Source organism: Leclercia adecarboxylata, from assembly GCF_006171285.1.
Classification (GTDB): Bacteria; Pseudomonadota; Gammaproteobacteria; order Enterobacterales; family Enterobacteriaceae; genus Enterobacter; species Enterobacter barmai.
Map to the genome: position 1 here is coordinate 3,123,828 of NZ_CP040889.1, position 17,884 is coordinate 3,141,711.

Genomic DNA, 17,884 nt, shown 5'->3' on the forward strand with positions numbered 1-17,884 from the left:
GGTGGGAAGAATTTCTGAAAAGCGACTAGTTTTACAGTCAGAGATAGCGGAAATGCAACAATTTGTGTCAATCTGCGTAACCCATATACGGTGGAAGGTGGAAACATGGATGAGCTACTGATCTTTGGCTGCATTGTTTTATTGTTCGTGGGGGTGGTGGTGCCGATCCTCGCGATTGTCGCCCTTAACCGCACCTCGGCGTTTCGCTTTGAGCTAACGGTTCTGCGCCGCCGTCTTGAGGAGCTTGAACAGCGCGGCGTGGCAGAAAAACCTGCGATGCCGCAGGCTGAAGCGGTGACAACTGCGCCGACACTTGTGGCCCCGGAACCGGTCGTCGTCGCCGTTGTGCCCGAGCCTGCCGATCCCTGGCTCTCCCGGGCGAAGCCTGCACCCGCTGCCCGGGAGCCAGACCCTGTTAACGCGGTCACTAAAGACCCGGAGCCTTCTGCCCTTGGCGGCATGGTTACCTCGCTGGTACGCTGGTTTATGCAGGGTAACCCGCTGGCGAAGCTCGGTATTTTGCTCCTGTTCTTCGGCCTCTCATTCCTGCTGCGCTATACGGTTGAACATTCACTCTTCCCTCTGGAATTACGTCTCGTCGCGGCCGCGCTGTTTGCTCTTGTGCTGCTGGCGACAGGTTGGCGATTACGTCATAAACAGCCGGTTTATGCCCTGATATTACAGGGGGGCGCGACAGGCGCGCTCTATCTCACCGTTTTTGGCGCGTTCCGCCTGTGGCAAATGCTGCCGATGACCCTGGCGTTTGCGCTGCTGGTGGTGATTTGTGCCGCGAGCGTGGGGCTGGCGATTTTACAAAAGGCGCTCAGTCTGGCGATGCTGGCAAGCCTCGGCGGTTATCTGGCGCCGCTGCTTCTCTCCAGCGGCAGCGGCAACCACGTGGCGCTGTTCTCGTTTTATCTTCTGCTTTCCGTGGGCATTCTTGCCATCAGCATCTGGCAGCACTGGCGGGAGCTGAATCTGCTCGGCCTGGCCTTCACCTTTGGCGTCGGGGCATTATGGGGAGCAAATGCTTACCAGCCCGCGTACTACCTGAGCTGTCAGCTGTTCCTGATCGCAAATACGATCCTTTTCGGCGTGCTGAGCGTGGCGCTGTCGCTGCGTGCGCAGGAGAAGGGGAAACAACTTATTGATGGCGTGCTGCTGTTTGCGCCGCCCCTGGTGGGCTTTGGCATGCAGTACGCCATTACCCGGCACTGGGAGTATGGACCAGCCCTCAGCGCGTTGGGGTACGGCGGTTTCTATGTCGCATTAGCCTGGCTGGCCTTGCGTCGCTACCCTTCGCTGGGGAAACCGCTGGTCCTGGCTGCGCTGGCGCTTGGCGGCGCCTTTATCACCCTCGCTATCCCGCTGGCGCTCTCGGCGCGCTGGACGTCGATGGCCTGGGCGCTGGAAGGGTTGGGGATTCTCTGGCTGGGGGTACAGCAGCACCAGCGACGCATGACGTACAGCGGCACGGCGCTGCTGGTTCTGGCGCTGTGCAGCGCGGTTTGGGCGCAGGTAAATGGCACGGTGCCGCTGTCTCTGATGCTGATCTTCGCGGTTCTCAGCCTGTGCTGGCTGGCGGGGGCATGGCTGTGGCGTGCGGTCCAGCTTCAGGTCAGCCTGGGGCTTCTCGCAGGCGGACTACTTTTCTGGCTGGTCGCGCTGGCGGGCGCATCGCAGTGGGTGCTGAACAATGACTCACGGGTGATGGCGGGCGTGCTGGGGTTGCTGGCGATCTCGGTCTGGGGCTGGCGCGGCGTTGCGGGGCGGCTGGCGTGGCAGGCGCTGGATCACAGTAAATGGCTGCTGTGGCCCATGATGCTGGTGGTGCTGCTGTACCAGATATCACAGCAGCAGATCTTCGCTGCCGGCTGGTCGAACCTGGCGTGGTGTGTTGCGTTACCCGCGGCGGTGGCGCTGCTCTGGCGCGACGGAGCGGCATTGCCGCCGCGGCTGTCCAGGATTGCGCATTTGTCGCTTTTCTGGATGGTTCTGCTGGCGCTGGCGATGGAGCTTTTCTGGTTTGCACGCGATCTGCCGTGGGGCATGGCGGCCTGGGGAAGCGGCTTGATGATGGCGGCGGGTGGCCTGGCGATCTTCCTGATTAACGAGGCGGTGGGGCGAAACATCTGGCCATTCCGCGTCTGGCCTGCGCTGTATGGGGTACAGGCGATGCTGCCGGTCGCGGCGGCGTTGACAGGCCTGTTAGTGCTGAGCAACTTCCAGGATGGCGTGGTTTATCGTCAGACCTGGCTGCCGTTAATCAATCCGCTGGAGGAGGGGGCGGCCCTGGCGTTGCTGGGGCTGGTGATGCTGTATCGCGCGGCGTTGCGCTACTTCCCGGTCTATATCGCGGTCTCCCGCCCCTGGCCGGTTGTCGCCTTGCTCGCCCTGAGCTGCTGGTGGCTGAACGGCATGCTGCTGCGGGCCCTGGCCTGGTACGGAGAAATTGCCTGGGACGCGGACGCGCTGTGGCATTCGCGGCTGGTGCAGACCTGCTTTGCGCTGGTCTGGATGCTGGCGGCGCTGGTGGTGATGCTCCATGCCACCCGGCGTCACTCCCGCCACCAGTGGCTGTGCGGCGCGGTGCTGCTGGGAATTGTAATTGTGAAACTGATGCTGGTGGACAGCGCGGGCGGCGGCGGGCTGGCGCGGGCAATCGCGTTTATCGGCGTGGCTATTCTGGTGTTAATCGTCGGGTATTTCTCCCCGTTACCGCCAAAAGCAGGAGAAGCAAAATGAAATGGATGAGAGCGGTGTTATGGGGCGTGCTGTTCAGTGCCGCCGGGGCGGCCTCGGGCAACGATAAGGCAGGGGAAACGCCGCAGGATTACGCCACGGGGATGTCGCTTGGAACGGTCGACGCATCGCCCTGGTATCGCGTTGCGCTGCCCCAGGCGGTCTATCAGACCACGGCCTGGCTGGACCTGCGTGATGTGCGGGTCTTTAACCATCGGGGTGACGCTGTGCCCTTTGCGCTCGACGTGCAAAAACAGCAGCCGGTGGCGCCAGAAACGGTGGATCTGCGGCTTTTCCCGCTGGACAGGGCGCCGGTCTCGTCGGCTGAACAGCAGGAAAAGGGGTCGGCATCCGTTGTTTTACGCTCCAGGAGCGGGATTGAAATCCATCTGGAAAGCGACGAGGTAAAAAGGTTCGGCCAGAGTTATCTACTGACGTTGCCCGAGGAGAGAAAAGATCCGCTTTATCTGGCGCAACTGCGCCTGAACTGGAACACGCCGCCGGGTAACTGGCAGGGGAAAGCGTCGGTCTATGCCAGCGAGGATCTCCGCTACTGGCGACAGGTGCAGGAAGATGCGCCTCTGATGGATCTGACCCGTGACAACGATCGGCTGAAGATGGATACCATCAGCGCCCGTCTGATGCTCTCCGGGGAAGGGACGCGATACCTGCTGGTGATCCTCGATTCGCAAAGCCCGGCGCTGGCCCTGAACGGCGTCAGCGCCATTACCGATAGCCGCGAGCCGGAACCTGAACGCGTGGTGATCGCTGCCCGGGCCGAAAAAGCGGGCGATGACCAGGTCGTCTGGCGCTGGAAAAAGCCGCAGCCGCTGACTTCGCTCAGGATCACCCTGTCACATGAAGGGGTCTTGCCGGTGGAGTTGAGCTGGCGCAGTGGCGAAAAAGAGCCCTGGCAGCCGCTGAGCAAAACCGTGCTCTACCAGCTGGATGGTAAACGTTCGGACGATATCCTGCTTTCCGGTCAGCCGGTTGAAGCGGTGCGGATGGTGACCATCAATACCCGCCTGCCCGAGACGCTGCCTGAGATGAGCGGCGCGCGCGACAGCTATCAGCTGGTGTTCAATGCCCAGGGCAAAGGCCCCTATATGCTGGCCTGGGGAAACCGGGCGGCACAGAAGGCAGACATTGGGCTGGATATGCTGATCCCGGCATCGCTGCGTAACACCCACCCGGTAAACGCGCTGCCGCGGGCGCTGGCGCAAGAGGACGTCACTTTGGGCGGCGAAGAACGACTGACGGCGACCTCGGTTGCCGAGCAACAGGCACGCTGGAAAACGCTGCTGGTGTGGGGCGCGCTGCTGCTCGGGGTTGGAGCGCTGGCGCTGATGGCCTGGCGTATCTGGCGGGAAGTGAAAAAAGACGGGGCGGCTTAACGGCATAAAAAAGGCCCGCATCTGCGGGCCTTTCTCGTAAACCGTGCCGATTACAGGCTGGATACGTTCTCGGTCAGGTATTTAGCAACGCCTGCCGGAGAGGCTGCCATACCTTCTTTACCTTTTTCCCACTGAGCCGGGCACACTTCACCGTGCTCTTCGTGGAACTGCAGCGCGTCAACCATACGCAGCATTTCGTCGATGTTACGACCCAGTGGCAGATCGTTCACAACCTGGTGACGAACGATGCCGTTCGCGTCGATCAGGAAGGAGCCACGCAGTGCAACGCCAGCGTCCGGATGTTCGATACCGTAAGCCTGCTGGATTTCACGTTTGATGTCCGCAACCATTGCGTATTTCACTGGACCGATGCCGCCGTTGTCGACAGGGGTGTTACGCCATGCGTTGTGTACAAACTCAGAGTCGAAGGAGACGCCAACCACTTCCACGCCACGCTTCTGGAATTCTTCGTAACGCTTGTCGAACGCGATCAGCTCAGACGGGCAAACGAAGGTGAAGTCCATTGGCCAGAAGAACAGAACGGTCGCTTTACCGTTGGTGTGCTGCTTGAAGTTGAAGTTTTCAACGATTTCACCGCTGCCCAGAACGGCTGCTGCTGTAAAATCCGGAGCCGGACGAGTTACCAGAACCATATGATTCTCCTGTGATTACTAAGGTTATTTAGAACGCAACGCGGGCCAGTATAGAGAGTGTTCGTCCTAAAGACAAAGAGGCGCTGACAATCGTTAACCCAGCTTTTACCTATCAATCACATTTATATTAAAGCTGCTTATGCTTCGCCTGCTCCATCATCCGGGGATAGAACTGCCAGAAGCGCTGCTCCAGCGCGTCGTAATGGGCGTCCAGATCCTGCCAGGAGTCGCGCAGGGCGTCGAGACGCGGGCGGCGGCTGGCCATGCCGTTGAGCACCCGCTGAATGAAATCCATCTCGCTGTAGCGCTCCAGCCAGCGCTCCGACCACAGATAGTTGTTCAGATTCACAAAGCGCGGCGGAGAGTCGGGCAGGATAATCGCCACCTGGGCATGGGCATAGCGCACGAACGCCGGCAGCGGCATCTCGGGGGAGAGTTGCGCCCAGTGGCGGGAGACAAAGTGATCCCACATCACATCCAGCGTAATGGGTGCTACCCGGCGGGTTTCCGGGCGGAACCACTCTTTGGCCTCTTTCACTTCGGGCAGATTGTCGGTGAGAACATCGATCCGGCGATGCATGAAAATGCCCTCCACGACGTCGGCGGGGTAATCCTCAGCAGGGTTGCCGCGCACGAAGTCGGCCAGCAAATTGCCGGAAAGGGAGCTGTCAGCGAGATGGGCGAGGTGCAGGTGAGCGAGAAAATTCATGCGATTCGTTATCCGAAGCGAGGCTAGTTGTTGCAGCAAAGAGGTGTGAGCACTAGACTAAGCCGCCTGTTTTTAAGTCACGAGTATATGCCATGCGCGTCGCCGATTTCTCCTTTGATTTACCCGAGTCCCTGATTGCCCACTATCCTATGCCTGAGCGCAGTAGCTGCCGCTTATTGTCGCTGGATGGGCCGACGGGGGCGCTGACGCACGGTACTTTCACCGATCTGCTCGACAAGCTCAACCCGGGCGACCTGCTGGTGTTCAACAACACCCGCGTGATCCCGGCCCGTCTGTTCGGCCGCAAAGCCAGCGGCGGCAAGATTGAAGTGCTGGTCGAAAGAATGCTCGATGATAAACGTATTCTGGCACATATTCGCGCTTCCAAAGCCCCTAAGCCGGGCGCGGAGCTGCTGCTGGGCGATGACGAGAGCATTAAAGCGACCATGACTGCGCGCCACGATGCGCTGTTTGAAGTCGAGTTTAACGACGAGCGCACGGTGCTGGATATCCTTAACGCTATCGGCCACATGCCGCTGCCGCCGTACATTGAACGTCCGGATGAAGAGGCTGACCGCGAGCTATATCAGACCGTCTACAGCCAGAAGCCGGGTGCCGTAGCGGCGCCGACGGCGGGCCTGCACTTTGATGAACCTCTGCTGGAAAAACTGCGTGCGAAGGGCATTGAGATGGCCTTTGTGACGCTGCACGTCGGCGCGGGAACCTTCCAGCCGGTGCGCGTTGACAGCATTGAAGACCACATCATGCACTCCGAATATGCCGAAGTACCGCAGGGGGTTGTCGATGCAGTGATGGCGGCGAAAGCGCGCGGTAACCGCGTCATTGCCGTTGGTACAACGTCGGTTCGCTCGCTGGAAAGCGCCGCGCAGGCCGCCAAAAATGACCTGATCGAGCCGTTCTTCGGCGATACTCAAATCTTCATCTACCCGGGTTATCAATATCAGGTGATCGACGCCCTGGTGACCAATTTCCACCTGCCGGAGTCAACCCTGATCATGCTGGTATCGGCCTTTGCTGGTTATCAAAACACCATGAATGCCTACAAGGCTGCGGTAGAACAAAAATATCGCTTTTTTAGTTACGGTGACGCGATGTTTATCACGTACAATCCGCAGGCTTTGAATGAGCGTGTCGGGGAATAAGTCCGCGACAGCAGAATAATGTGTTGGACTGTTTTTCTGGCACAGAGGAATAAGAATGAAATTTGAACTTGATACCACCGACGGTCGCGCTCGCCGTGGCCGTCTGGTGTTCGATCGCGGCGTAGTCGAAACGCCAGCCTTTATGCCTGTGGGCACTTACGGCACCGTAAAAGGGATGACGCCGGAAGAAGTCGAAGCCACAGGCGCGCAAATTATCCTCGGCAACACCTTCCACCTGTGGCTGCGCCCGGGCCAGGAAGTGATGAAGCTGCACGGCGATCTGCATGACTTTATGCAGTGGAAAGGCCCAATCCTGACCGACTCCGGCGGCTTCCAGGTCTTCAGCCTCGGCGATATCCGTAAGATCACCGAAAAGGGCGTGCATTTCCGCAACCCGATCAACGGCGACCCGATTTTCCTCGATCCAGAAAAATCGATGGAGATTCAGTACGATCTCGGTTCCGACATCGTAATGATCTTCGACGAATGTACGCCATACCCGGCGGACTGGGACTACGCCAAGCGCTCGATGGAGATGTCGCTGCGTTGGGCGAAGCGCAGCCGCGACCGTTTTGACTCTCTGCAGAACAAAAATGCGCTGTTCGGCATTATTCAGGGAAGCGTTTACGAAGATTTACGCGATATCTCTGTTAAAGGTCTGGTAGAGATAGGTTTTGATGGCTACGCTGTCGGCGGTCTGGCTGTGGGAGAGCCGAAGGAAGATATGCACCGTATTCTGGAGCATGTTTGCCCGCAAATTCCAACAGATAAACCTCGATACCTGATGGGCGTCGGTAAGCCAGAAGACCTGGTTGAAGGCGTGCGTCGCGGCATTGATATGTTCGACTGCGTTATGCCGACCCGCAACGCCCGTAATGGCCACCTGTTCGTGACCGACGGCGTGGTAAAAATCCGTAATGCGAAGTATAAAAGCGACACCAGCCCGCTCGATGCCGAGTGCGATTGCTATACCTGTCGCAATTATTCTCGTGCCTATTTGCATCATCTTGATCGTTGTAATGAAATATTAGGCGCGCGTCTCAACACGATTCATAACCTTCGCTATTACCAGCGCTTAATGGCTGGTTTACGCAAGGCTATTGAAGAAGGTAAATTAGAGAGCTTCGTGACCGATTTTTACCAACGTCAGGGTCGGGATGTCCCACCTTTGAACGTTGATTAATTTATTTAATGAGGGAATTTTAATGAGCTTTTTTATTTCTGATGCGGTAGCGGCAACAGGTGCACCGGCGCAGGGCAGCCCGATGTCTCTGATTCTGATGCTGGTGGTGTTCGGTCTGATCTTCTATTTCATGATCCTGCGTCCACAGCAGAAGCGCACCAAAGAGCACAAAAAGCTGATGGACTCCATCGCGAAAGGCGATGAAGTGCTGACTAACGGTGGTCTGGTTGGTCGTGTGAGCAAAGTTGCTGATAACGGCTACATCGTCATCGCACTGAACGATACCACTGAAGTGGTTATCAAACGTGACTTCGTTGCTGCCGTTCTGCCGAAAGGCACCATGAAAGCGCTGTAATTAACTTTTCCCAAAGGGAACTGCCGTGTTAAACCGTTATCCTTTGTGGAAGTACATCATGCTGGTCGTCGTCATTGTCGTCGGCCTGCTGTATGCGCTTCCCAACCTGTATGGTGAGGATCCGGCTGTTCAAATCACTGGCGCGCGCGGCGTCGCCGCCAGTGAGCAAACGCTGATCCAGGTCCAGAAAACGTTACAAGAAGAAAAAATTACCGCTAAGTCTGTGGCACTGGAAGAGGGCGCAATTCTTGCTCGCTTCGACTCCACCGACACGCAGCTCCGCGCTCGTGAAGCGCTGATGGGCGTGATGGGTGATAAATATGTCGTGGCGTTGAACCTTGCTCCTGCAACTCCGCGTTGGTTAGCTGCTATTAACGCTGAGCCGATGAAACTCGGTCTCGACCTGCGTGGTGGCGTTCACTTCCTGATGGAAGTGGATATGGAAACCGCACTCGGAAAACTTCAGGAACAAAACATTGATAGCCTGCGCAGCGATCTGCGCGATAAAGGCATCCCTTACACCACCGTGCGTAAGGAAGATAACTACGGGATGAGCATCGCGTTTCGCGACAGCAACGCCCGCGACCAGGCGATGGATTACCTGACCCAGCGTCACCGCGATCTGGTGCTCTCTTCTCAGGGTAGCAACCAGCTGCGTGCGGTGATGACCGATGTGCGTCTGAAAGAAGCGCGTGAATACGCGGTTCAGCAGAACATCAACATCCTGCGTAACCGTGTTAACCAACTCGGCGTAGCTGAACCGCTGGTACAGCGTCAGGGTGCTGACCGTATCGTGGTTGAACTGCCGGGTATCCAGGATACCGCGCGTGCGAAAGAGATTCTGGGCGCAACCGCGACGCTGGAATTCCGTCTGGTGAACACCAACGTCGATCAGTCTGCTGTTGCCTCTGGCCGCGTGCCGGGCGACTCAGAGGTGAAACAGACCCGTGAAGGCCAGCCGGTTGTCATGTACAAACGCGTGATCCTGACCGGTGACCACATCACTGACTCGACCTCCAGCCAGGACGAATACAACCAGCCGCAGGTTAACATCTCGCTGGATAGCGCGGGTGGTAACATCATGTCTAACTTCACCAAGGACAACATCGGCAAACCGATGGCGACCCTGTTCGTGGAGTACAAAGACAGCGGTAAGAAAGATGCCAACGGTCGTTCCGTGCTGGTGAAAGAGGAAGAGGTGATTAACATCGCCAATATCCAGTCTCGTCTGGGTAACAGCTTCCGTATCACCGGTATCAGCAACCCGAACGAAGCCCGCCAGCTCTCGCTGCTGCTGCGTGCCGGTGCGCTGATTGCGCCGATTCAGATTGTTGAAGAGCGTACCATCGGTCCAACGCTGGGTATGCAGAACATCACTCAGGGTCTGGAAGCCTGTCTGGCCGGCCTGGCGATCTCCATCATCTTCATGGTCTTCTTCTATAAGAAGTTTGGTCTGATTGCGACGTCGGCGCTGATTGCCAACCTGGTGCTGATTATCGGCATTATGTCCCTGATACCAGGGGCGACGCTGACCATGCCAGGCATTGCGGGTATCGTCTTAACCCTTGCGGTTGCGGTGGATGCCAACGTACTGATTAACGAACGTATCAAAGAAGAGCTCAGCAACGGTCGCTCAGTCCAACAGGCGATTGATGAAGGCTACCGTGGCGCATTCAGCTCCATCTTCGATGCGAACGTAACAACACTGATTAAGGTTCTTATCCTGTATGCAGTGGGTACTGGCGCGATCAAGGGCTTTGCTATCACCACCGGTATCGGTGTGGCAACGTCAATGTTTACCGCTATTGTCGGCACCCGTGCCATCGTGAACCTGCTGTACGGCGGCAAGCGCGTTAAAAAGCTGTCTATCTGAGGAGTGCGTTGTGGCACAGGAATATACTGTTGAACAATTGAACTACGGCCGTAAAGTCTGGGACTTTATGCGCTGGGACTACTGGGCCTTCGGCATTTCAGGTTTTCTGCTGATCCTGTCCCTCGCCATTATTGGCGTGAAAGGCTTCAACTGGGGTCTTGATTTCACCGGCGGTACGGTGATTGAGATCACCCTGGAAAAACCGGTCGACATGGACCAGATGCGTATCTCGCTTGAGAAAGCGGGCTTTGAAGAGCCGCTGCTGCAGAACTTCGGCAGCAGCCGCGACATCATGGTGCGCATGCCGCCAGTGAAGGATGCCAACGGCAGCCAGGAGCTGGGCAGCAAGGTTGTACAGGTGGTTAATGAAACGACCAGCCAGAATGCAACGGTAAAACGTATTGAATTCGTTGGCCCGAGCGTCGGTGCGGATCTGGCCCAGACCGGTGCGATGGCACTGCTGGTGGCGCTGCTCTGTATCCTGACCTATGTCGGTTTCCGCTTTGAGTGGCGTCTGGCTGCCGGGGTGGTAATCGCCCTGGCGCACGACGTGGTAATCACCATGGGCGTTCTGTCGCTGTTCCATATCGAGATCGACCTGACCATTGTGGCCTCGTTGATGTCGGTTATCGGTTACTCTCTGAACGACAGTATCGTGGTATCGGACCGTATCCGTGAAAACTTCCGTAAGATCCGTCGCGGTACGCCGTACGAAATCTTTAACGTGTCGTTGACCCAGACGCTGCACCGTACCTTGATTACCTCCGGGACTACCCTGATGGTGATCCTGATGCTGTATCTCTTCGGCGGTCCGATTCTGGAAGGCTTCTCGCTGACCATGCTGATCGGTGTCTCCATCGGTACGGCCTCTTCCATCTACGTCGCGTCCGCGCTGGCGTTGAAACTGGGCATGAAGCGCGAGCACCTGCTCCAGCAGAAAGTGGAAAAAGAGGGCGCGGATCAACCGTCCATCCTGCCGTAACGGAAATGCTGTTACGTCAGCAAAATCCCGGTCTTATGGCCGGGATTTTTTTTGCCTGCTCCTGACAAACACTCCTGACAGTATGCTGTCAGGAGCCCTGGCGTAGACTCCTTCTGACCCCAAACAACAGGCAGGAGGATGTATGAAAAGTGTGATTAACTGGTTTGAAATTCCGGTTGCTGAGATGGATCGCGCCATCAAATTTTACGAGCCGGTGATGCAGGTGTCGCTGAGACGCGAGAAAATGGACTGCGCTGAGCTGGCTGTTTTCCCTCATGACGATCCGGCTACCGGCGGCGCGCTGGCGAAATTTGATGGCATTACACCGTCGCAGCAGGGCGCTATTATCTATCTGCATACTGACAATCTGGCGGCCACACTGGATCGCGTTTCGTCCGCCGGTGGTGCCTGCGTGTTCGGCCCGCTGGAGCTGCCGCACGGTATTGGCACCATTGCGCTCTTTACCGACAGCGAGGGCAACCGCGTCGGTCTTCATCAACCCGCCTGATCCGGAGAATCTATGACCCGACGCGCTGACCGCCTGTTTCAGATTGTGCAGATCCTGCGCGGCAGGCGTCTGACAACGGCAGCGCATCTGGCGGACAGGCTGGGCGTGTCTGAACGCACGGTCTACCGCGATATCCGGGATCTGTCGCTCTCCGGCGTGCCGGTGGAAGGGGAGGCGGGGAGCGGCTACCGGTTGATGTCGGGTTTCGACCTGCCGCCGCTGATGCTGACCAACCGGGAATCGGAAGCGCTGATGGTGGCGATCCGCCTGCTCAAAACCTGGGGCGGGGAGTCGCTGTCGCGCGAGCTGGAGTCGGCGCAGGAGAAAGTGCTGGCGATCCTGCCGGAGGAGAGCCGCCGCAAGGCCGAGCAGACGCGCATCTATGCCCCGGATATTGCCATGCAGAACCACTCCCGCAGCGGTTTCGATCTGATTCATCAGGCGATATCGGCCCAGAGGGTGCTGGCGCTGCATTATCGGGATGAAGCCGGACAGCTCTCTTCCCGCGAGGTGCAGCCGCTGGGGTTGTTCTTCTGGGGAGAGCACTGGCTGCTGGCGGCCTGGTGCGAACGGCGCGATGACTATCGCTGTTTCCGGCTCGACAGGTGTCTGAATATCACAATGACGGACAGGCGGTTTAGCGAAAGCGCGGACAGGTCGTTGGCGGATTTTCTCAGGAAAGTGAAGCAATAAAAAGCCAGCTCTTGAGCTGGCTTTTTTGCCCGGCGGCGCTACGCTTGCACGGGCCTACAGGTTTGTAGGCCGGGTAAGGCGTAGCCGCCACCCGGCACCAACCACCAGGTTAGAAGTTATAACCCACAACCAGGTAACCACCCCAGCCGGTAGAGCGAACGCTGAAGTCACCGTCGCCGAAGTTCAGGCTTGCGTCGTCGTTCCACTGACCACCGTTGTGCCAGTAACGGGCAACAACAGAGTAGTGCCAGTGATCGTAGTTCAGGGCCAGAATGTGGCTGGACGCGATAGAGTCGTTGGTACGCGCTTTCTTACCGTTCAGGTCACGGAAGTCGTTGTCGCCCAGGTCTGAACCCCAGTCAAAGTTGGTGAAGCCGATGTAGCTCAGGTTGCCGCCCCACAGCTGGGTGATCGGCACAAAGTATTTCACTTTGAAACGGTAGCCATCCCACTCGTTTTCGTTCGCTGCGCCGTAGTTCTGCCACTGGTATTTGGCATAAACGTTCATGGACAGGCTCATCGGCAGACCGGTGTCGATGTCGGTACCCAGACCCATATACCAGGTGCTCTGACGACCGGACTTGTTGCGGCCCATGTCGTAGATGTAGTTGTTCGCGAAGTACCACTCTTTAAACGGACCAAACGCCAGGCTGGTGCCGGTCAGCTTGTCGATAGAGAAGCGCGGTTCAATCTCCATGAACAGTGGGGAACCGTGGTTCCAGATACCTTTCGCGTCAGTGTTACCACCGAAGAAGACCGGCGCATCCATGTAACCATAGAAATCAAACCAGTCTTTCTTGGCAAAGGCTTCGTATTCCAGGTAGGTATCGTTACGGATCTGTGGTCCAAAACGGGTGTGATAGCTGCCGACGACGTTAACGCTCTGGTGCCACCAGTCGGAAACGTACTCTGGTTTGTCGTTTTCTGCTGCCTGCACAGTAAAAGTAGAAGAGAGGGCCAGCGCTGCACCGGCTGCCAGTAATGTTTTTTTCATAATGATGCCACTGATTTGAAATCCCTTACGGGAGTGAAAAAGGCGCGAATTGCGTTTCTAAATATTTCGTGTTTCTGGGAGCCTATTATAGGAATCCTTGCTCACAAAAATATGTGTTGTTTCACAGTTCTCTCACATACGTAATCGATTGCGTTCACGTTTGCGTATTTTTGACGAAGCGGATTGTAATGGCAAACATCTTTGTTGCCAATGTTTACACTTCAGAGGAGAGCGGAACGCGAAACACGTTCCGCTGGGGGATTATTGCTGGACGGGCTGAATATCGTGAATGCGGATAAAGCCGAGCTGATCCGGCGTCATGCCGTTTAACTGTAGCGGAATGTCGACATCGCTCGGTGCCAGCACGCTGGCAGGGGCGTTAATCAGCTGGGTCTGCACGTTCTGTTCCTGGAAGCTGTCGGTGGTGCCCTGAATCTGGCCCCACTCCACGGTGGCGCTGAAAGCCGGCAGCGGGTCGTTGGACTCCCCCTGAATGCGCAGCGTGGCGCGGGTGCCGTCGGCATTTGGCGCGACGTTGACCATCGACATCTTCAGCGTACCAATCTGGCTGTTCAGCCGGGCTGGCGTATTCGAGCCCGGAAGCAGATAGACGCCGCTGGTCGATTTGGCGTTCAGCGCGTTCTGCTGGGTGATTTTGACGGTTTCCTGGTTGAGCTTGTTCATGGTCGTATTCAGCGAACTGATGCTCTGGTTCATCTGACGAACTTCGCTTTGCTGCGCGCAGGCGCTGAGGCTAAAGAGGCTTCCCACCAGCAGGATCCTCAGGTAACGTCTTGTCATGGCAATTATTTCCCTGAATTATCGGATTCTGCTAAGGGTAGTCAACCAGGCTGCCATTCGTATAGATCCTTTATCTCAAAAACGCTCCTTCTTTGTTGTGGGGCCAGTTCGGGGTAAAATAGAGTTCAGTCAACCCGATAGTCAGGACACCGTATGCATTGCCCATTCTGTCTCGCCGTGGATACCAAAGTAATCGACTCCCGACTCGTGGGAGAGGGCTCGTCCGTGCGCCGCCGTCGGCAGTGCCTGGTGTGTAATGAACGTTTTACGACCTTTGAAGTGGCAGAGCTGGTGATGCCGCGCGTGGTGAAAAGTAACGACGTTCGCGAACCGTTCAACGAAGAGAAACTGCGTAGCGGGATGCTCAAGGCACTGGAAAAACGGCCAGTGAGTGCAGATGACGTTGAAATGGCGCTTAACCACATCAAAACCCAGCTGCGCGCCACCGGCGAACGCGAAGTGCCGAGTAAAATGATCGGCAACCTGGTGATGGAGCAGCTTAAAAAGCTCGATAAAGTGGCCTATATCCGCTTTGCCTCCGTTTACCGCAGTTTCGAAGACATCAAAGAGTTCGGCGAAGAGATCGCCCGCCTACAGGATTAAGCCCATGCAGGATGAGATTTACATGGCGCGAGCGCTGAAGCTGGCGCAGCGCGGGCGGTTTACCACCCATCCCAATCCGAATGTCGGCTGCGTCATTGTGAAAGATGGCGAGATCGTCGGGGAAGGTTTTCACTATCGCGCTGGCGAGCCGCATGCCGAAGTGCACGCGTTGCGCATGGCAGAAGAGAAGGCGCGGGGCGCAACCGCCTATGTCACGCTGGAGCCCTGCAGCCATCATGGCCGCACCCCGCCGTGCTGCGATGCCCTTATCGCTGCGGGCGTTTCACGGGTGGTGGCGGCAATGCAGGATCCTAATCCTCAGGTAGCCGGTCGCGGTCTTTACCGCCTTCAGGAGGCCGGAATCGACGTCAGCCACGGCCTGATGATGAGTGAAGCCGAACGTCTGAACAAAGGCTTCCTCAAGCGGATGCGGACCGGTTTTCCTTACGTGCAGCTGAAACTCGGCGCGTCGCTGGATGGCCGCACGGCAATGGCCAGCGGCGAAAGCCAGTGGATCACGTCGCCGCAGGCAAGGCGCGATGTGCAACGTCTGCGCGCGCAAAGCCATGCTATTCTCACCAGCAGTGCTACCGTGCTGGCGGACGATCCTGCCCTGACCGTGCGCTGGGATGAGCTGAACGCTGATACCCAGGCGCTCTATCCGCAGGAGAATTTACGCCAGCCGCTGCGCATTGTGGTCGACCGGCAGAACAGCGTCACCCCTGCGCATCGCATTGTGCAGCAGCCGGGTGAAACCTGGTTTGCCCGCACCCAGCAGGATGACCGCAGCTGGCCGGAAGGCGTGCGCAGCATTATGGTGCCTGAGCATAACGGGCATCTCGATCTCGTGGTGCTGATGATGCTGCTGGGCAAACAGCAGATCAACAGTATCTGGGTTGAAGCTGGCCCGACGCTTGCCGGCGCGCTGTTGCAGGCCGGGCTGGTGGATGAGCTGATCGTCTATCTGGCACCTAAACTGTTAGGCAGCGACGCCCGCGGCTTATGCACCTTGCCCGGGCTGGAAAAACTGGCGGATGCACCGGCATTTAACTTCAGCGAGATACGTCCGGTTGGACCGGATGTCTGCCTCCACCTGACCACCGCGTAAGGCTTGCCTAAATAGGGAAGCAGTGCGCAAAATATTATGATAAAATCCGCCCCCCTGCGGGGCCACCAAATGAACCCGTTAAGGAAGAGTATGAACATTATTGAAGCAGCCGTTGCTACCCCGGACGCTCGCGTCGCCATCACCATTGCGCGTTTCAACAACTTCATCAACGACAGCCTGCTGGATGGCGCGATTGACGCCCTGAAACGTATCGGCCAGGTGAAAGACGAAAACATTACCGTTGTCTGGGTTCCGGGTGCTTACGAACTGCCACTGGCAGCGGGCGCACTGGCGAAAACCGGCAAGTACGATGCGGTAATTGCGCTGGGTACGGTGATTCGTGGCGGTACCGCGCACTTTGAATATGTTGCGGGTGGCGCAAGCAACGGTCTGGCGCACGTGGCTCAGGATGCAGAAATTCCTGTCGCGTTCGGCGTACTCACCACTGAAAGTATTGAACAAGCCATCGAACGTGCTGGCACCAAAGCCGGTAACAAAGGTGCAGAAGCTGCACTGACCGCGCTTGAAATGATCAATGTATTGAAAGCCATCAAGGCCTGATTTTTTTGTAAGGGGAATTCCGTGAAACCTGCTGCTCGTCGCCGCGCCCGTGAATGTGCCGTTCAGGCACTTTACTCCTGGCAGTTGTCCCAGAACGACATCGCTGATGTTGAATACCAGTTCCTGGCGGAACAAGACGTCAAAGACGTTGACGTCGTGTACTTCCGTGAACTGCTGTCGGGAGTGGCGACTAATAGCGCGTATCTCGACGGTCTGATGAAGCCGTACCTGTCCCGTCTGCTCGAAGAACTGGGCCAGGTTGAAAAAGCGGTGCTGCGTATCGCACTCTTTGAGCTGTCTAAACGTGACGATGTGCCGTACAAAGTGGCCATCAACGAAGCGATCGAACTGGCGAAAACCTTCGGTGCTGAAGACAGCCACAAGTTTGTGAATGGCGTGCTGGATAAAGCTGCACCTGCGATCCGTCCCCGTAAAAAGTGATCCGCAAGCCGGAGTGTCGTACTGCCCATCGGGCGGTGCGGGCTCCGGTTTTTTTATTTTCTTTGCTGAGGCATAACGTATGGCATGCGGCGAATTTTCCCTGATTGCCCGTTATTTTGACCGAGTCAGAAGCTCGCGTCGCGATGTGGAAACCGGCATCGGCGACGACTGTGCACTTCTCAATATTCCCGATAAACAGACGCTGGCAATCAGCACCGACACGTTAGTGTGCGGCCACCATTTTCTGCCGGATATCGATCCTGCCGATCTGGCGTATAAAGCGCTGGCGGTGAACCTGAGCGATCTGGCGGCAATGGGAGCCGATCCGGCGTGGTTAACCCTCGCGCTGACCCTGCCGAAGGTCGATGAAAGCTGGCTTGAGGCCTTCAGCGACGCGCTGTTTGAACAGCTTAACTACTACGATATGCAGTTGATCGGTGGCGATACCACCGCCGGACCGCTGTCGATGACGCTGGCGATCCACGGCTACGTGCCGGCAGGGCGCGCGCTGAAACGCTCTGGCGCGAAGCCCGGCGACTGGATCTACGTGACCGGTACGCCGGGCGATAGCGCGGCAGGACTGGCCATTTTGCAGAAGCAATTCGTGGTGGAAAACGACGATGACGCGGCCTATTTCCTGCAACGTCATCTGCGCCCGACGCCGCGTATTTTGCAGGGGCAGGCGCTGCGCGATCGCGCCAGCGCTGCCATCGATCTGTCGGATGGCCTGATCTCCGATCTCGGGCATATCCTCAAGGCCAGCGGCGTTGGCGCGCGAGTCGATCTGAACGAATTCCCGCTCTCAGAGGCGATGCGCAGGCATGTCGAGCCAGAGCGCGCCTTACGCTGGGCGCTCTCCGGCGGCGAAGATTATGAGCTGTGCTTTACCGTTCCTGAGCTTAATCGCGGAACGCTGGATGTGGCGTTAGCCAATCTGGGGGCGCGGTACACCTGTATCGGGCAGATCATGCCGGAAAGCGAAGGGCTGCAGTTTGTGCAGAACGGCGAGCCGGTGACGCTCGACTGGAAAGGGTACGATCACTTCGCTTGACCTGTGTTGCCGGGTGGCGCTGCGCTTACTCGGCCTACGGTGAGTGCAAATTTGTAGGCCGGGTAAGGCG

At 57.4% G+C, this 17,884-nt stretch carries 18 protein-coding genes; 14 read left to right on the forward strand and 4 right to left on the reverse strand.

Translation table 11 applies throughout. The annotated features are described in order from the left end of the window. Window positions 1-105: 105 nt before the first annotated feature. A complete protein-coding gene (locus tag FHN83_RS16660; protein ID WP_139564423.1) occupies window positions 106-2,745 on the forward strand; it encodes a DUF2339 domain-containing protein in 2,640 nt (879 codons plus the stop codon). Continuing rightward, window positions 2,742-4,136 carry a DUF3999 domain-containing protein gene (locus FHN83_RS16665; protein WP_139564424.1) on the forward strand — a complete coding sequence of 465 codons (1,395 nt, stop codon included), beginning with the start codon at window positions 2,742-2,744 and terminating at the stop codon, window positions 4,134-4,136. The genes FHN83_RS16660 and FHN83_RS16665 overlap by 4 nt, the downstream gene beginning before the upstream one ends. A gap of 50 nt (window positions 4,137-4,186) precedes the next feature. Here FHN83_RS16665 and FHN83_RS16670 read toward each other — a convergent pair whose 3' ends face one another. Both FHN83_RS16670 and acpH read right to left on the reverse strand, forming a co-directional pair. Beyond that, window positions 4,187-4,789, reverse strand: a complete 603-nt coding sequence (locus FHN83_RS16670) for a peroxiredoxin C (protein WP_032616797.1) — start codon at window positions 4,787-4,789, stop codon at window positions 4,187-4,189. Window positions 4,790-4,916: 127 nt separating this feature from the next. Beyond that, window positions 4,917-5,498: an ACP phosphodiesterase gene (gene acpH / locus FHN83_RS16675; RefSeq protein WP_139564425.1), complete on the reverse strand. Its 582-nt coding sequence runs from the start codon at window positions 5,496-5,498 to the stop codon at window positions 4,917-4,919. Window positions 5,499-5,590: 92 nt separating this feature from the next. Here acpH and queA point away from each other — a divergent pair, with 92 nt between their 5' ends. The 7 genes from queA to FHN83_RS16710 all read left to right on the forward strand — a co-directional run bounded on the left by queA (window position 5,591) and on the right by FHN83_RS16710 (window position 12,255). Continuing rightward, window positions 5,591-6,661, forward strand: coding sequence for a tRNA preQ1(34) S-adenosylmethionine ribosyltransferase-isomerase QueA (gene queA / locus FHN83_RS16680; protein WP_139564426.1), 1,071 nt, complete (start codon window positions 5,591-5,593; stop codon window positions 6,659-6,661). Between the two features lie 55 nt (window positions 6,662-6,716). Then, on the forward strand, window positions 6,717-7,844 hold the full coding sequence (gene tgt / locus FHN83_RS16685; RefSeq protein ID WP_139564427.1) for a tRNA guanosine(34) transglycosylase Tgt: 1,128 nt from the start codon (window positions 6,717-6,719) through the stop codon (window positions 7,842-7,844). 22 nt (window positions 7,845-7,866) lie between these two features. Next, complete coding sequence (yajC, locus tag FHN83_RS16690) at window positions 7,867-8,199, forward strand: preprotein translocase subunit YajC (RefSeq protein ID WP_032616800.1); 333 nt, start codon at window positions 7,867-7,869, stop codon at window positions 8,197-8,199. A gap of 25 nt (window positions 8,200-8,224) precedes the next feature. Further along, window positions 8,225-10,072, forward strand: a complete 1,848-nt coding sequence (secD, locus tag FHN83_RS16695) for a protein translocase subunit SecD (RefSeq protein ID WP_072036752.1) — start codon at window positions 8,225-8,227, stop codon at window positions 10,070-10,072. Window positions 10,073-10,082: 10 nt separating this feature from the next. Further along, window positions 10,083-11,054, forward strand: a complete 972-nt coding sequence (gene secF / locus FHN83_RS16700) for a protein translocase subunit SecF (RefSeq protein WP_039032356.1) — start codon at window positions 10,083-10,085, stop codon at window positions 11,052-11,054. A gap of 142 nt (window positions 11,055-11,196) precedes the next feature. Next, entirely contained in the window at window positions 11,197-11,562 is a 366-nt protein-coding gene (locus tag FHN83_RS16705) for a VOC family protein (protein ID WP_138370629.1), read from the forward strand. 12 nt (window positions 11,563-11,574) lie between these two features. Next, a complete protein-coding gene (locus FHN83_RS16710; RefSeq protein WP_039032358.1) occupies window positions 11,575-12,255 on the forward strand; it encodes a helix-turn-helix transcriptional regulator in 681 nt (226 codons plus the stop codon). Between the two features lie 109 nt (window positions 12,256-12,364). Here FHN83_RS16710 and FHN83_RS16715 read toward each other — a convergent pair whose 3' ends face one another. Beyond that, window positions 12,365-13,249, reverse strand: coding sequence for a nucleoside-specific channel-forming protein Tsx (locus FHN83_RS16715; RefSeq protein WP_138370628.1), 885 nt, complete (start codon window positions 13,247-13,249; stop codon window positions 12,365-12,367). A gap of 261 nt (window positions 13,250-13,510) precedes the next feature. Then, on the reverse strand, window positions 13,511-14,050 hold the full coding sequence (locus tag FHN83_RS16720; RefSeq protein WP_039032360.1) for a DUF3251 domain-containing protein: 540 nt from the start codon (window positions 14,048-14,050) through the stop codon (window positions 13,511-13,513). Between the two features lie 153 nt (window positions 14,051-14,203). Between FHN83_RS16720 and nrdR the strand changes: the two genes are divergently transcribed. The 5 genes from nrdR (at window position 14,204) to thiL (ending at window position 17,814) form a co-directional block, all read left to right on the forward strand. Beyond that, window positions 14,204-14,653 carry a transcriptional regulator NrdR gene (gene nrdR / locus FHN83_RS16730; RefSeq protein WP_032616812.1) on the forward strand — a complete coding sequence of 150 codons (450 nt, stop codon included), beginning with the start codon at window positions 14,204-14,206 and terminating at the stop codon, window positions 14,651-14,653. A 4-nt stretch (window positions 14,654-14,657) separates the two neighbouring features. Then, window positions 14,658-15,761, forward strand: coding sequence for a bifunctional diaminohydroxyphosphoribosylaminopyrimidine deaminase/5-amino-6-(5-phosphoribosylamino)uracil reductase RibD (gene ribD, locus FHN83_RS16735; protein ID WP_139564428.1), 1,104 nt, complete (start codon window positions 14,658-14,660; stop codon window positions 15,759-15,761). A gap of 90 nt (window positions 15,762-15,851) precedes the next feature. Next, on the forward strand, window positions 15,852-16,322 hold the full coding sequence (gene ribE, locus FHN83_RS16740) for a 6,7-dimethyl-8-ribityllumazine synthase (protein ID WP_039032362.1): 471 nt from the start codon (window positions 15,852-15,854) through the stop codon (window positions 16,320-16,322). A 21-nt stretch (window positions 16,323-16,343) separates the two neighbouring features. Further along, entirely contained in the window at window positions 16,344-16,763 is a 420-nt protein-coding gene (gene nusB / locus FHN83_RS16745) for a transcription antitermination factor NusB (RefSeq protein WP_032616814.1), read from the forward strand. A gap of 79 nt (window positions 16,764-16,842) precedes the next feature. Continuing rightward, the gene (thiL, locus tag FHN83_RS16750; protein ID WP_039032363.1) at window positions 16,843-17,814 is read left to right on the forward strand and encodes a thiamine-phosphate kinase; all 972 of its coding nucleotides are present in this window, start codon (window positions 16,843-16,845) and stop codon (window positions 17,812-17,814) included. Window positions 17,815-17,884 lie beyond the last annotated feature (70 nt).

Excerpts from the sequence above, each read along its gene's own strand:
- FHN83_RS16660 (WP_139564423.1), top strand. The coding sequence starts at position 106 with ATGGATGAGCTACTGATCTTTGGCTGCATTGTTTTATTGTTCGTGGGG.
- FHN83_RS16665 (WP_139564424.1), top strand. The coding sequence starts at position 2,742 with ATGAAATGGATGAGAGCGGTGTTATGGGGCGTGCTGTTCAGTGCCGCC.
- FHN83_RS16670 (WP_032616797.1), bottom strand. The coding sequence starts at position 4,789 with ATGGTTCTGGTAACTCGTCCGGCTCCGGATTTTACAGCAGCAGCCGTT.
- acpH (WP_139564425.1), bottom strand. The coding sequence starts at position 5,498 with ATGAATTTTCTCGCTCACCTGCACCTCGCCCATCTCGCTGACAGCTCC.
- queA (WP_139564426.1), top strand. The coding sequence starts at position 5,591 with ATGCGCGTCGCCGATTTCTCCTTTGATTTACCCGAGTCCCTGATTGCC.
- tgt (WP_139564427.1), top strand. The coding sequence starts at position 6,717 with ATGAAATTTGAACTTGATACCACCGACGGTCGCGCTCGCCGTGGCCGT.
- yajC (WP_032616800.1), top strand. The coding sequence starts at position 7,867 with ATGAGCTTTTTTATTTCTGATGCGGTAGCGGCAACAGGTGCACCGGCG.
- FHN83_RS16705 (WP_138370629.1), top strand. The coding sequence starts at position 11,197 with ATGAAAAGTGTGATTAACTGGTTTGAAATTCCGGTTGCTGAGATGGAT.
- FHN83_RS16710 (WP_039032358.1), top strand. The coding sequence starts at position 11,575 with ATGACCCGACGCGCTGACCGCCTGTTTCAGATTGTGCAGATCCTGCGC.
- FHN83_RS16715 (WP_138370628.1), bottom strand. The coding sequence starts at position 13,249 with ATGAAAAAAACATTACTGGCAGCCGGTGCAGCGCTGGCCCTCTCTTCT.
- FHN83_RS16720 (WP_039032360.1), bottom strand. The coding sequence starts at position 14,050 with ATGACAAGACGTTACCTGAGGATCCTGCTGGTGGGAAGCCTCTTTAGC.
- nrdR (WP_032616812.1), top strand. The coding sequence starts at position 14,204 with ATGCATTGCCCATTCTGTCTCGCCGTGGATACCAAAGTAATCGACTCC.
- ribD (WP_139564428.1), top strand. The coding sequence starts at position 14,658 with ATGCAGGATGAGATTTACATGGCGCGAGCGCTGAAGCTGGCGCAGCGC.
- ribE (WP_039032362.1), top strand. The coding sequence starts at position 15,852 with ATGAACATTATTGAAGCAGCCGTTGCTACCCCGGACGCTCGCGTCGCC.
- thiL (WP_039032363.1), top strand. The coding sequence starts at position 16,843 with ATGGCATGCGGCGAATTTTCCCTGATTGCCCGTTATTTTGACCGAGTC.